Here is a 13,684-nt window from a genome sequence, read left to right on the forward strand (position 1 = left end):
CGGGAGATTCAAAAATGGGCAAGATTATCGGTATCGACCTGGGGACCACCAACTCCTGCGTCTCGGTTCTGGAAAACGGTAAGGCCAAGGTTATCGAGAACGCCGAAGGCGCTCGTACCACCCCTTCGATCATTGCGTACGCCAATGATGGCGAGATCCTCGTGGGTCAATCGGCCAAGCGTCAGGCAGTCACCAATCCGCACAACACCCTGTACGCGGTTAAGCGTCTGATCGGTCGCAAGTTCGACGAAGAAGTCGTGCAGAAAGACATCAAGATGGTGCCTTACAAAATCGCCAAGGCTGACAACGGCGACGCATGGGTTGAAGTCAACGACAAGAAAATGTCTCCTCCTCAGATTTCGGCTGAAATCCTGAAGAAGATGAAGAAAACCGCCGAAGATTACCTCGGCGAGACTGTGACTGAAGCGGTCATCACCGTTCCTGCCTACTTCAACGACAGCCAGCGTCAGGCCACCAAAGACGCCGGTCGTATTGCCGGTCTGGACGTGAAGCGCATCATCAACGAACCGACCGCAGCTGCATTGGCTTACGGTATGGACAAAGCGAAGGGCGATCACACTGTCATCGTCTATGACTTGGGTGGCGGTACGTTCGACGTCTCCGTCATTGAAATCGCTGAAGTCGATGGCGAGCACCAGTTTGAAGTGTTGGCCACCAACGGCGACACCTTCCTCGGCGGTGAAGACTTCGACATCCGCCTGATTGATTACCTGGTCGACGAATTCAAGAAAGAATCCGGCATGAACCTGAAAGGTGATCCGCTGGCGATGCAGCGTCTGAAAGAAGCTGCCGAGAAAGCGAAGATCGAGCTGTCTTCGAGCAATTCGACCGACGTGAATCTGCCTTACATCACAGCAGATGCCACCGGTCCCAAGCACTTGAACGTGAAGATCTCGCGCGCCAAGCTGGAATCGCTGGTTGAAGACCTGGTTCAACGCACCATCGAGCCTTGCCGCATTGCGCTGAAAGACTCCGGTATCGACATCGGCGCGATCAACGACGTGATCCTGGTCGGCGGTCAGACCCGCATGCCACTGGTTCAGCAGAAGGTGACCGAGTTCTTCGGTAAAGAAGCGCGCAAAGACGTCAACCCTGACGAAGCCGTGGCCATGGGTGCTGCCATTCAGGGTGCGGTACTGGCCGGCGACGTGAAAGACGTTCTGCTGCTGGACGTCAGCCCGCTGACCCTGGGTATCGAAACCATGGGCGGCGTGATGACTGCGCTGATCGAGAAAAACACCACGATTCCTACCAAGAAATCGCAAGTGTTCTCGACTGCCGATGACAACCAGGGCGCTGTGACCATTCACGTGCTGCAGGGTGAGCGTAAGCAAGCCGCTCAGAACAAGTCTTTGGGCAAGTTCGACCTGGCCGAGATTCCACCAGCGCCACGCGGTGTACCTCAGATCGAAGTGACCTTCGACATCGATGCCAACGGCATTCTGCACGTCGGCGCGAAAGACAAGGCGACTGGCAAGACTCAGTCGATCGTGATCAAGGCCAACTCCGGTCTGTCGGATGAAGAAATCCAGCAGATGATTCGCGACGCTGAAGCAAACTCGGACGAAGACCGCAAGTTCGAAGAGCTGGCCTCTGCCCGAAACCAGGGCGATGCGCTGGTTCACTCGACTCGCAAAATGATCTCGGACGCTGGCGATAAAGTCACCGCCGAAGAGAAGACCGCTATCGAGGCCGCACTGGTTGCACTTGAAGCCGCTGTGAAAGGCGACGACAAAGCTGCCATCGACGCCAAGATCGAAGAGTTGTCGAAAGTCTCTGCGCCGGTCGCTCAGAAGATGTACGCCGAGCAAGCCGAGAAACCTGAAGGCGGTGCTCAGCCGGCTCAGGAAGAAAGCAAGCCGGCGGACGATGTTGTCGACGCCGAGTTCGAAGAAGTAAAAGACCACAAGTAAGCGCAGGCTCACTTGATCGTCGGTTGACCGCTTTCCAGTGGTCGCTGGTAGGATGTCGCCGCGCGGGAGCTTGCTCCCGCGTTGGCGTGTCTGGAACACCCAAAATTTTCGAGCTTGCGAAGCTGATTCGCGGGCTTTGTGGCAAAGCCGGATGCTCCTGCACTCCGGCTTGTTCAGCCGCTTTTCTCGGTCGATCGAAGGCCGTTGAACCAAGACCAGGATCGTTTAATTGACGTGAGTTGGGTCCGGGCCTGAAAGGGGCTCAACGAGTTCGGCAGGCTCAGGAGGGTCATGCCGGACGTCCTCAAGAGTGCGGAAAATTTATGTCAAAGCGTGATTATTACGAAGTATTGGGAGTGGAGCGTGGCTCCAGCGAAGCGGACCTGAAAAAGGCGTATCGCCGTCTCGCAATGAAATTTCACCCTGACCGCAACCCGGGTGACAAGGCTTCGGAAGACGCCTTCAAAGAAGCCAACGAAGCGTACGAAGTACTATCCGATGCCAGCAAGCGCGCGGCCTATGACCAATACGGTCATGCCGGTGTCGATCAAGGCATGGGGGGTGGCGGTTTCGGCGGCGGTGGCGCCAACTTCTCCGACATCTTCGGTGATGTCTTCAGCGACTTCTTCGGCGGCGGTCGCGCAGGCGGCGGTGGTCGTGGCGGTGCCCAGCGTGGCAGCGACCTTCGCTATACCCTCGAATTGAATCTTGAAGAGGCAGTGCGCGGCACGACCGTCAGCATCCGTGTGCCGACTCTGGTCAACTGCAAACCGTGCGACGGCAGCGGCGCCAAAAAGGGCTCGTCCCCGGTCACCTGCCCGACATGCGGCGGCATTGGCCAGGTGCGCATGCAGCAGGGCTTCTTCTCTGTACAGCAGACCTGTCCGCGTTGCCACGGCAACGGCAAGATCATCTCCGATCCATGCGACTCCTGCCATGGCGAAGGTCGTGTCGAAGAGTCCAAGACGCTGTCGGTCAAGGTGCCGCCAGGTGTCGATACCGGCGACCGTATTCGTCTGTCGGGCGAAGGCGAAGCGGGGACCCAGGGCGGCCCAGCCGGCGACCTGTATGTCGTGATCAATGTGCGTGAACACGCGATCTTCCAGCGCGACGGCAAGCATCTGTACTGCGAAGTGCCGATCAGCTTCACCGACGCTGCACTGGGTGGCGAACTGGAAGTGCCGACGCTGGACGGTCGAGTCAAGTTGAAGATCCCGGAAGGTACGCAAACCGGTAAGCAGTTCCGTCTGCGCGGCAAGGGCGTTGCCCCTGTGCGTGGTGGCGGCGCCGGCGACCTGATGTGCCGTGTGGCAGTAGAGACACCGGTCAACCTGGGTCGTCGTCAGCGCGAGCTTCTCGAAGAGCTCCGTGCATCCCTTGACGGCGACAGCTCTCATTCGCCCAAGGCCAGCGGCTGGTTCGAAGGCGTGAAGCGCTTCTTCGGCGATCTCTGAGGAGCAGGGCATGCGACGCATTGCTGTGATGGGCGCCGCCGGGCGCATGGGCAAGAACCTGATTGAGGCGGTGCAGGATCGCGCTCCGCTCACCGGACTGACAGCAGCAATCGTGCGGCCCGGTAGCACGATGATCGGTGCCGACGCCGGCGAGCTCGCATCGCTGGGGCGCATCGGTGTTCAGTTGACCGGTAATCTGGAGCAGGTCGCCGACGAGTTCGACGTGCTGATCGACTTCACATTGCCGGACGTCATGCTGAAAAACCTGGCGTTTTGCCGCAAGGCGGGCAAGGCGATGGTCATTGGTACTACCGGTTTGAGCGTCGAACAAAAGCGCTTGCTGGTGGAGGCGAGCCGGGATATCCCTGTTGTCTTCGCGTCCAATTTCAGTGTGGGTGTGAACCTGTCGTTCAAGCTGCTGGATCTGGCGGCGCGAGTGATGGGTGAAGACGCGGACATCGAAATCATCGAAGCTCACCACCGCAATAAGGTCGACGCGCCGTCGGGTACGGCGGTCAGCATGGGTGAGGTCGTTGCCAATGCCCTGGGGCGTGATTTGAGCAAGGTCGCCGTCTATGGTCGTGAGGGCTACACGGGTGTTCGTGAGCGCGAGACGATCGGCTTCGCCACAATCCGGGGCGGTGACGTTGTAGGTGATCACACTGTGCTGTTCGCCGCCGAGGGTGAGCGTCTGGAGATTACGCACAAGGCGTCGAGTCGCATGACCTTCGCCAAGGGGGCAGTGCGTGCCGCGCTGTGGCTCGATGGCAAGGCGCCGGGGCTTTACGACATGCAGGACGTACTCGACCTGCGCTAAGCCCATCGGAGCTCGAGTCGTGTCGGGTAACAATGCGGGCAGGAGAGGGGCTTTCCCTGTATCCTGCCGGCAGTTTTACGCTATCGCACACCCGCTACGCGATGTCCCGTCGCACTCCCCAGCCCTCAGGGCAATTTTAGCGGTGGATTAAAAAGACCTCTTTCTGTAAGCTACAGCTTTAGTGTGTCCACTAAAAGCGCGCAGATAATTCTATGAAAAAAGCGGGGTGACGTGTCTATACGTCATTCCGCTTTTTTACAACCTGCGATCGCCCTTTCAGGCTTTATTACGGGAGGTCTTCTTGACTAAGCCAGCCATACTCGCCCTTGCTGATGGCAGCATTTTTCGCGGCGAAGCCATTGGTGCCGACGGTCAAACCGTTGGTGAAGTGGTGTTCAACACCGCAATGACCGGCTATCAGGAAATTCTTACCGATCCTTCCTATGCCCAGCAAATCGTCACCCTGACTTACCCGCACATCGGCAACACCGGCACCACGCCGGAAGATGCCGAGTCTGACCGCGTCTGGGCGGCGGGTCTGGTGATTCGCGACCTGCCACTGGTTGCGAGCAACTGGCGTAACAAGATGCCGCTGGCCGAGTATCTGAAGGCCAATAAAACCGTTGCGATCGCAGGTATCGACACGCGCCGTTTGACGCGCATCCTTCGCGAGAAGGGCGCTCAAAACGGCTGCATCATGGCTGGCGACAACATTTCCGAAGAAGCAGCCATCGCGGCAGCACGAGGTTTCCCGGGCCTCAAAGGCATGGACCTCGCCAAGGAAGTCAGCACCAAAGACACCTACGAGTGGCGCTCCACGGTCTGGAACCTGCAGTCCGACAGCAGCCCCGAAGTTGCCGCAGCCGATTTGAAGTACCACGTGGTCGCCTGGGACTACGGCGTCAAGCTGAATATCCTGCGCATGCTGGTTGAGCGTGGTTGCCGTGTAACGGTCGTACCGGCGCAGACCCCGGCCAGTGAAGTGCTTGCCCTCAAGCCGGACGGTATTTTCCTGTCCAACGGCCCTGGTGATCCGGAGCCTTGCGACTACGCCATTCAGGCGATCAAGGACGTGCTGGAGACTGACATTCCAGTCTTTGGTATCTGCCTGGGTCACCAGCTGTTGGCGCTCGCGTCCGGCGCTCGGACCATCAAGATGGATCTGGGCCACCATGGTGCCAACCACCCTGTTCAGGACCTGGACACCGGCGTGGTCATGATCACCAGCCAGAACCACGGTTTTGCGGTGGACGAAGCGACTTTGCCGAGCAACGTTCGCGCGATTCACAAGTCGCTGTTCGATGGCAGCTTGCAGGGCATCGAGCGCACCGACAAGGACGCGTTCAGCTTCCAGGGTCACCCTGAAGCGAGCCCGGGACCGACCGACGTCGCGCCGCTGTTCGATCGTTTCATCACAGCGATGGACAAGCGCCGCTAAGGCTGCTTTGCGACTGTAGCGAGCAGGTGGCCGCGGCGGACCGGACAAGGTCCGATAGCCCGCCCGGCACCTGAGATGTTCAAGACGGCTTGCCGACTGACACAGGATTCGAGTGACAACCCATGCCAAAACGTACAGACATTAAAAGCATCCTGATTCTTGGCGCTGGCCCGATCGTAATCGGCCAGGCCTGCGAATTCGACTACTCCGGCGCCCAGGCCTGCAAGGCCCTGCGCGAAGAGGGTTACCGCGTCATTCTGGTCAACTCGAACCCGGCCACCATCATGACCGACCCGGCCATGGCGGATGCGACCTACATCGAGCCGATCAAATGGGCGACCGTCGCCAAGATCATCGAAAAGGAACGCCCTGACGCGCTGCTGCCAACCATGGGCGGCCAGACCGCACTGAACTGCGCGCTGGATCTGGAGCGCGAAGGCGTTCTGGAGAAGTTCGGCGTTGAAATGATCGGTGCCAACGCCGACACCATCGACAAAGCTGAAGACCGCTCGCGTTTCGACAAGGCCATGAAGTCCATCGGCCTTGCGTGCCCGCGTTCCGGTATCGCCCATAGCATGGAAGAGGCCAATGTGGTCCTCGAAAAGCTGGGCTTCCCGTGCATCATTCGCCCGTCCTTCACCATGGGCGGCACCGGTGGCGGCATCGCGTACAACCGTGAAGAGTTCGAAGAAATCTGCGCCCGCGGTCTCGACCTGTCGCCGACCAAAGAGCTGCTGATCGACGAGTCGCTGATCGGCTGGAAAGAATACGAAATGGAAGTTGTCCGCGACAAAAAGGACAACTGCATCATCGTTTGCTCCATCGAAAACTTCGACCCGATGGGTGTGCACACCGGCGACTCCATCACGGTCGCGCCGGCACAGACGCTCACCGACAAGGAATACCAGATCCTGCGTAACGCCTCGCTGGCGGTCCTGCGTGAGATCGGCGTAGAAACAGGCGGCTCGAACGTTCAGTTCGGTATCTGCCCCGACACCGGCCGCATGGTCGTGATCGAGATGAACCCACGGGTTTCTCGTTCTTCCGCGCTGGCTTCCAAGGCTACCGGTTTCCCGATCGCGCGAGTCGCAGCCAAGCTGGCTGTCGGCTACACGCTGGACGAACTGCAGAACGAAATCACCGGCGGCAAAACCCCGGCGTCGTTCGAGCCATCGATCGACTACGTCGTCACCAAGCTGCCACGCTTTGCGTTCGAGAAGTTCGCCAAGGCTGATGCGCGCCTGACCACTCAAATGAAGTCGGTCGGCGAAGTCATGGCCATCGGCCGGACTTTCCAGGAATCCCTGCAGAAAGCCCTGCGCGGCCTTGAAGTAGGTGTCAGCGGTCTCGATCCGAAGCTGGACCTGAGCAATCCGGAAAGCATGAGCATTCTCAAGCGCGAGCTGACGGTTCCGGGTGCCGAGCGCATCTGGTATGTCGCCGACGCTTTCCGTGCCGGCATGACGGTTGAACAGATTTTCGGCATGAACATGATCGACCCGTGGTTCCTGGTGCAGATCGAAGATCTGATCAAGGACGAAGAGAAGGTCAAAACTCTCGGCCTGTCGGCGATTGACCGCGACCTGATGTATCGCCTGAAGCGCAAGGGCTTCTCCGATGCACGCCTGGCCAAGCTGCTGGGTGTGACCGAGAAAAACCTGCGCACGCACCGTCACAAGCTGGACGTGCTGCCCGTCTACAAGCGCGTCGATACCTGCGCCGCCGAGTTCGCCACCGACACCGCGTACATGTACTCCACATACGAGGAAGAGTGCGAAGCCAACCCGACGAATCGCGACAAGATCATGATTCTGGGTGGTGGTCCGAACCGCATTGGCCAGGGCATCGAGTTCGACTACTGCTGCGTGCACGCTGCGCTGGCGCTGCGTGAGGACGGGTACGAGACCATCATGGTCAACTGCAACCCGGAAACCGTATCGACCGACTACGACACCTCTGACCGTCTGTACTTCGAGCCAGTGACCCTGGAAGACGTGCTGGAAATCGTCCGCGTCGAGAAGCCGAAAGGCGTGATCGTTCAGTACGGCGGCCAGACTCCGTTGAAGCTGGCGCGCGCACTGGAAGCCGCAGGCGTGCCGATCATCGGTACCAGCCCGGACGCCATTGACCGTGCAGAAGACCGCGAGCGCTTCCAGCAAATGGTCGAGCGACTGAACCTGCGTCAGCCGCCAAACGCTACCGTGCGCAGCGAAGACGAAGCCATTCGCGCTGCGGCGAAGATCGGTTATCCGCTGGTGGTTCGTCCGTCCTATGTGTTGGGCGGCCGTGCGATGGAGATCGTCTACGAAGAAGAAGAGCTCAAGCGCTACCTGCGTGAAGCGGTGCAAGTGTCCAACGACAGCCCGGTGCTGCTTGACCACTTCCTGAACTGCGCCATCGAAATGGACGTTGATGCGGTCTGCGACGGCACCGACGTGGTGATCGGCGCAATCATGCAGCACATCGAGCAGGCCGGCGTTCACTCCGGTGACTCGGCATGCTCGCTGCCACCGTATTCGCTGCCGGCGCATATCCAGGACGAAATGCGTGATCAGGTCAAGAAAATGGCCCTGGAGCTCGGCGTTGTCGGCCTGATGAACGTACAGCTGGCATTGCAGGGCGAGGACATCTACGTCATCGAAGTCAACCCGCGCGCATCCCGTACCGTACCGTTCGTGTCGAAATGCATCGGTGTCTCGCTGGCGATGATCGCCGCTCGCGTCATGGCTGGCAAAACCCTGAAAGAACTCGGCTTCACCAAAGAGATCATCCCTAACTTCTATAGCGTGAAAGAGGCGGTGTTCCCATTCGCCAAGTTTCCGGGCGTTGACCCTATCCTGGGCCCAGAGATGAAGTCGACCGGTGAAGTCATGGGTGTCGGTGACACCTTCGGCGAAGCCTTCGCGAAAGCCCAGATGGGCGCCAGTGAAGTGTTGCCGACTGGCGGCACGGCATTCATCAGTGTGCGTGACGACGACAAACCGCTGGTGGCAGGTGTCGCACGCAGTTTGATCGAACTGGGGTTCGACATCGTTGCAACTGCTGGCACCGCACGCCTGATCGAAGAGGCCGGGCTGAAAGTCCGCCGCGTCAACAAGGTGACCGAGGGCCGTCCACACGTGGTCGACATGATCAAGAATGACGAAGTCACGCTGATCATCAACACGACCGAAGGGCGCCAGTCGATCGCGGATTCCTACTCCATTCGCCGCAATGCCCTGCAGCACAAGATCTACTGCACCACGACCATCGCTGCAGGCGAGGCCATCTGTGAAGCGCTGAAGTTCGGTCCTGAAAAAACCGTGCGTCGCTTGCAGGATCTACATGCAGGACTGAAAGCATGATCAAGTATCCAATGACCGTTCAGGGCGCTCGCGCCCTGGAAGAGGAACACGCTCATCTGACCAAGGTGGTTCGTCCCAAGCTCAGCCAGGACATCGGGACTGCGCGTGAGCTGGGCGATCTCAAAGAAAACGCTGAATACCATGCCGCCCGCGAACAGCAGGGCATGGTCGAAGCGCGCATCCGCGACATTGAAGGCCGGATTCAGAATCAGGTGATCATTGACGTCACTACGATCCCTCACACCGGCAAAGTGATCTTCGGCACGACTGTCGAAATTGCCAACGTGGAGACGGACGATCGCGTCACCTACCACATCGTGGGTGAGGATGAAGCCGACTTTAAGCTGGGCAAGATTTCGGTGGGTTCGCCGCTTGCTCGCGCGTTGATTGGCAAGGAAGAGGGCGATGTCGTTGCTGTGAAAACACCGAGTGGTGTTATCGAGTACGAAATCGTGGAAGTGCGTCACGTTTGATGATCGACACCCGCATTGCGCGGGTGTTGATTCAGTCAGCGGGTTCGATGGTCATCGACTGACCCTTCGAACCGGCGGTCGCAGCTCTGGTATAGCTGGGGTCTGACCGGGTCGGCGCTCATCTTTGCAGGTGAGCACCGAATCGAAAGGCCAGCGATTTTTGGTCGCTGACCTGACAGGATCAGTTGAAGCGGTGGACGTTGGACAGCTGCTTGTTGACCTTCGGGTTCTTGCGATAGATCAGCGCCATTTTGCCGATGACCTGCACCAGATCGGCCTTGCCGACTTTGCACAGTTCAGCGATGGCTGCCAGGCGGCTTTCGCGGTCGAGGATGTTGAGTTTGATCTTGATCAACTCGTGATCGCCCAGCGCGCGCTCCAGTTCGGCCAACACACCTTCAGTCAGACCATTGTCCGCCACCATCAACACCGGTTTCAGATGGTGACCAATGGATTTGTATTGTTTCTTCTGCTCTTGAGTGAGCGGCATAATCTGACCTCTGCGTCTGATCTTGTAAAAAGCGGCGGCCAGTTTACCCGAGCGAGTCCGGGACCGCCCGGTTAATCGCGACTCGTCCTAATTTTTTGAGGTGCTCCGTGGCACGTTCCAAAACCAGCCATAACTGGCTTAAAGAACACTTCGACGACAAGTACGTCAAAATGGCGCAGCGGGACGGCTATCGCTCTCGCGCCAGTTACAAGCTTCTGGAGATTCAAGAGAAGGACAAAATCATCCGCCCCGGCATGACGGTGATCGACCTTGGTGCAGCCCCCGGTGGTTGGTCGCAGGTGACCAGTCGTCTGATTGGTGGCCAGGGCCGTCTGATTGCATCCGACATCCTCGAAATGGACAGCATCCCCGATGTGACCTTCATCCAGGGGGATTTCACTCGGGATGAGGTGCTTGCGCAGATCCTTGAGGCTGTCGGTAATACACAGGTAGACCTTGTGATTTCCGACATGGCCCCCAATATGAGTGGATTGAGCGCTGTGGACATGCCGCGCGCAATGTTTCTCTGTGAGCTGGCGCTTGATCTGGCCGGCCGCGTACTGCGCCCTGGTGGCGATTTTCTGATCAAAGTCTTCCAGGGTGAGGGCTTTGACGTGTACCACAAGGACATCCGCAAGCTGTTCGACAAGGTGCAGATGCGCAAGCCGTTGTCGTCGCGAGATCGTTCAAGAGAGCAATATTTGTTGGGTCGAGGCTTTCGCGGCATAGAAGGCTCCGCAAGCGATGAGCGCCTCTGATCAAGCGATAGCTTTTTTCAAATGGCTTTATCAAGGGAGCGTAACCAACATCGTGTAGTCAAAGTTTCACAAAGGGTTACAGACGCCGCCTGCCACGCCTGTAGGATCTGTAGTACGTTAGGCCGGTAAATATCATGCGAGGCACGCTCCAGCGTGGAGCTTGCTTCAGAGGGTAGCTAATTGAACGATATGGCAAAGAATTTGATCCTGTGGTTGATCATCGCGGCGGTTCTCGTGACCGTGATGAACAACTTCTCCAGTCCTAACGAGCCGCAGACCCTCAACTATTCCGAATTCATCCAGCAGGTGAAGGACGGCAAAGTCGAGAAGGTTGCCGTTGACGGTTACGTCATTACGGGCAAGCGCAGTGATGGCGACTCCTTCAAAACTATCCGCCCGGCCATTCAGGACAACGGGCTGATCGGTGACTTGGTCGACAACCACGTTGTGATCGAGGGCAAGCAGCCAGAGCAGCAAAGCATCTGGACTCAGCTCCTTGTCGCCAGCTTCCCTATCCTCGTGATTATTGCTGTCTTCATGTTCTTCATGCGCCAGATGCAGGGCGGTGCGGGGGGCAAAGGCGGACCGATGAGCTTCGGTAAAAGCAAGGCGCGCCTGTTGTCCGAGGATCAGGTCAAAACTACGCTGGCTGATGTCGCCGGTTGTGATGAGGCCAAGGAGGAAGTCGGCGAGCTCGTCGAGTTTCTCCGCGACCCGGGCAAGTTCCAGCGCCTGGGCGGTCGCATCCCTCGCGGCGTCCTCATGGTGGGCCCTCCAGGTACAGGTAAAACCCTGATCGCGAAGGCCATCGCGGGTGAAGCCAAGGTTCCGTTTTTCACGATCTCCGGTTCCGACTTCGTCGAGATGTTCGTCGGGGTGGGTGCAAGCCGTGTTCGTGACATGTTTGAACAGGCCAAGAAGCACGCGCCCTGCATCATCTTCATCGATGAAATCGATGCCGTAGGTCGCCACCGTGGCGGCGGCATGGGCGGTGGTCATGATGAGCGCGAGCAGACACTCAACCAATTGCTGGTTGAGATGGACGGCTTTGAAATGAATGACGGCATCATCGTGATTGCCGCCACCAACCGTCCGGACGTCCTCGACCCTGCGCTGCTGCGTCCGGGCCGTTTCGACCGTCAGGTAGTGGTGGGCTTGCCCGATATCCGCGGTCGTGAGCAGATTCTTAAAGTACACATGCGCAAAGTGCCAATGGGTGACGACGTTCAGCCAGGCGTTATCGCTCGCGGTACCCCGGGTTTCTCCGGTGCTGATCTGGCCAACCTGGTCAACGAAGCGTCGCTGTTTGCCGCCCGCACCGGTAAGCGCATCGTCGAGATGAAAGAGTTCGAACTGGCGAAAGATAAGATCATGATGGGCGCTGAGCGCAAATCGATGGTCATGTCCGACAAAGAGAAGCGCAATACGGCGTATCACGAGGCAGGTCATGCAATCGTTGGTCGCGTTGTGCCAGAGCATGATCCGGTTTACAAAGTGTCGATCATCCCGCGCGGTCGTGCATTGGGTGTAACGATGTTCCTCCCCGAGGAAGACCGCTACAGTCTGTCCAAGCGTGCGCTGATCAGTCAGATCTGTTCGCTGTACGGCGGTCGTATTGCGGAAGAAATGACGTTGGGCTTCGATGGTGTAACCACCGGCGCTTCCAACGACATCATGCGAGCCAGTCAGATCGCTCGAAACATGGTTACCAAGTGGGGGCTCTCCGAGAAGCTCGGTCCTTTGATGTATTCGGACGAGGAAGAAGGCGGTTACCTGGGTCGCGGCGGTGGCGGTCAGAATGCCAGTCTCTCCGGTGACACGGCGCGTCTGATCGACTCCGAAGTGCGGAGCATCATTGATCAGTGCTACGGAACTGCAAGACAGATCCTCACTGACAATCGCGACAAGCTGGAAGCGATGGCTGATGCGCTGATGAAATACGAGACGATCGACGCTGAACAGATCGATGACATCATGGCAGGCCGTCCGCCACGCGAACCTCGCGACTGGGAAGGTGGCTCCGGGGATTCCGGCACCCCTATCGCACCTGTAGGTCCGCGTCCGGAATCGCCGATTGGCGGTCCTGCTGCCGAACACTAAGGTCTGACATGACTTCTGCGCTTCACCCGACCCGGTTGCCTTGCGGCAACCGGGTTCTTGATTTATCCCGCACGCACGTGATGGGGATCCTCAATATCACACCTGATTCGTTCTCGGACGGCGGCCGCTTTGCGCAGCGAGACTTGGCGCTGCGTCATGCCGAAGCGATGATGCTGGCCGGTGCGACCCTGATCGACGTCGGGGGCGAGTCAACTCGGCCCGGTGCGCGATCTGTTTCTCCCGTTGAAGAACTGGAGCGCGTGGCGCCTGTCGTTGAGGCAATCAGTGCCGAGTTGGATGTGATCATTTCGGTAGACACTTCCACGCCTGCTGTCATTCGCGAGACCGCCCGCCTGGGAGCAGGACTCATCAACGATGTTCGCGCGCTTCGTCGTGACGGGGCGCTCGATGCCGCTGTGGCAACGGGCTTACCCGTATGCCTCATGCACATGCGCGGCGAGCCGACGGACATGCAGAATGACCCTCACTACACTGATCTGGTTGGTGAGGTCAGTGCATTCTTGCGCGAGCGCATGGAGCAGTGTGTCGCGGCAGGCATCCCTGTCGAGAGGATCATCCTTGATCCAGGGTTTGGCTTCGCCAAGACCCTTGAGCATAATCTGAGCCTCTTCAAGCACATGGAGGCCCTTCATGTATTGGGCCGTCCTCTGCTGGTCGGTGTTTCTCGCAAGAGCATGATCGGCAAGGTTCTCGACAAGCCTGTTGATCAGCGTCTGCATGGCGCGCTCGCGCTGGCCGCCATGGCGATGATCAATGGCGCAAAAATTCTACGTGTGCACGACGTCCCGGAGACGGTAGATGTGGTGCGTATGATTGCTGCTGTTCAGTCAGCAAAATAAGAAATCTGGAGCACCC

The 13,684-nt window shown here is 58.4% G+C and carries 10 protein-coding genes; 9 read left to right on the plus strand and 1 reads right to left on the minus strand.

Annotation, left to right across the window (positions count from 1 at the left end):
* Positions 1 to 14 precede the first annotated feature (14 nt).
* From dnaK to greA, 6 genes are all read left to right on the plus strand, one after another.
* A complete protein-coding gene (gene dnaK / locus BMY98_RS10590) occupies positions 15 to 1,934 on the plus strand; it encodes a molecular chaperone DnaK (RefSeq protein ID WP_074888458.1) in 1,920 nt (639 codons plus the stop codon).
* Between the two features lie 323 nt (positions 1,935 to 2,257).
* Positions 2,258 to 3,388 (plus strand): molecular chaperone DnaJ, encoded by a 1,131-nt coding sequence (dnaJ, locus tag BMY98_RS10595; protein ID WP_074888462.1) that lies wholly within the window; start codon positions 2,258 to 2,260, stop codon positions 3,386 to 3,388.
* A 10-nt stretch (positions 3,389 to 3,398) separates the two neighbouring features.
* Complete coding sequence (gene dapB, locus BMY98_RS10600) at positions 3,399 to 4,205, plus strand: 4-hydroxy-tetrahydrodipicolinate reductase (protein ID WP_074888465.1); 807 nt, start codon at positions 3,399 to 3,401, stop codon at positions 4,203 to 4,205.
* A 301-nt stretch (positions 4,206 to 4,506) separates the two neighbouring features.
* Positions 4,507 to 5,643 carry a glutamine-hydrolyzing carbamoyl-phosphate synthase small subunit gene (gene carA / locus BMY98_RS10605; protein ID WP_065987610.1) on the plus strand — a complete coding sequence of 379 codons (1,137 nt, stop codon included), beginning with the start codon at positions 4,507 to 4,509 and terminating at the stop codon, positions 5,641 to 5,643.
* 122 nt (positions 5,644 to 5,765) lie between these two features.
* Complete coding sequence (gene carB / locus BMY98_RS10610; RefSeq protein WP_074888468.1) at positions 5,766 to 8,987, plus strand: carbamoyl-phosphate synthase large subunit; 3,222 nt, start codon at positions 5,766 to 5,768, stop codon at positions 8,985 to 8,987.
* Positions 8,984 to 9,460, plus strand: a complete 477-nt coding sequence (gene greA / locus BMY98_RS10615) for a transcription elongation factor GreA (RefSeq protein ID WP_037015137.1) — start codon at positions 8,984 to 8,986, stop codon at positions 9,458 to 9,460. Before carB ends, greA begins: the two co-directional genes overlap by 4 nt.
* 181 nt (positions 9,461 to 9,641) lie before the next feature.
* On the opposite strand, the gene BMY98_RS10620 is transcribed toward greA, so the two are convergent.
* Positions 9,642 to 9,950: a YhbY family RNA-binding protein gene (locus BMY98_RS10620; protein WP_074888472.1), complete on the minus strand. Its 309-nt coding sequence runs from the start codon at positions 9,948 to 9,950 to the stop codon at positions 9,642 to 9,644.
* A 107-nt stretch (positions 9,951 to 10,057) separates the two neighbouring features.
* Between BMY98_RS10620 and rlmE the strand changes: the two genes are divergently transcribed.
* The 3 genes from rlmE (at position 10,058) to folP (ending at position 13,668) form a co-directional block, all read left to right on the plus strand.
* A complete protein-coding gene (gene rlmE / locus BMY98_RS10625) occupies positions 10,058 to 10,708 on the plus strand; it encodes a 23S rRNA (uridine(2552)-2'-O)-methyltransferase RlmE (RefSeq protein ID WP_074888475.1) in 651 nt (216 codons plus the stop codon).
* 189 nt (positions 10,709 to 10,897) lie between these two features.
* Positions 10,898 to 12,808 (plus strand): ATP-dependent zinc metalloprotease FtsH, encoded by a 1,911-nt coding sequence (ftsH, locus tag BMY98_RS10630; RefSeq protein ID WP_074888478.1) that lies wholly within the window; start codon positions 10,898 to 10,900, stop codon positions 12,806 to 12,808.
* An 8-nt stretch (positions 12,809 to 12,816) separates the two neighbouring features.
* Positions 12,817 to 13,668 carry a dihydropteroate synthase gene (gene folP / locus BMY98_RS10635; RefSeq protein ID WP_074888480.1) on the plus strand — a complete coding sequence of 284 codons (852 nt, stop codon included), beginning with the start codon at positions 12,817 to 12,819 and terminating at the stop codon, positions 13,666 to 13,668.
* Positions 13,669 to 13,684 lie beyond the last annotated feature (16 nt).

It is taken from the genome of Pseudomonas graminis (assembly GCF_900111735.1).
In the GTDB taxonomy this organism is placed as follows: domain Bacteria; phylum Pseudomonadota; class Gammaproteobacteria; order Pseudomonadales; family Pseudomonadaceae; genus Aquipseudomonas; species Aquipseudomonas graminis.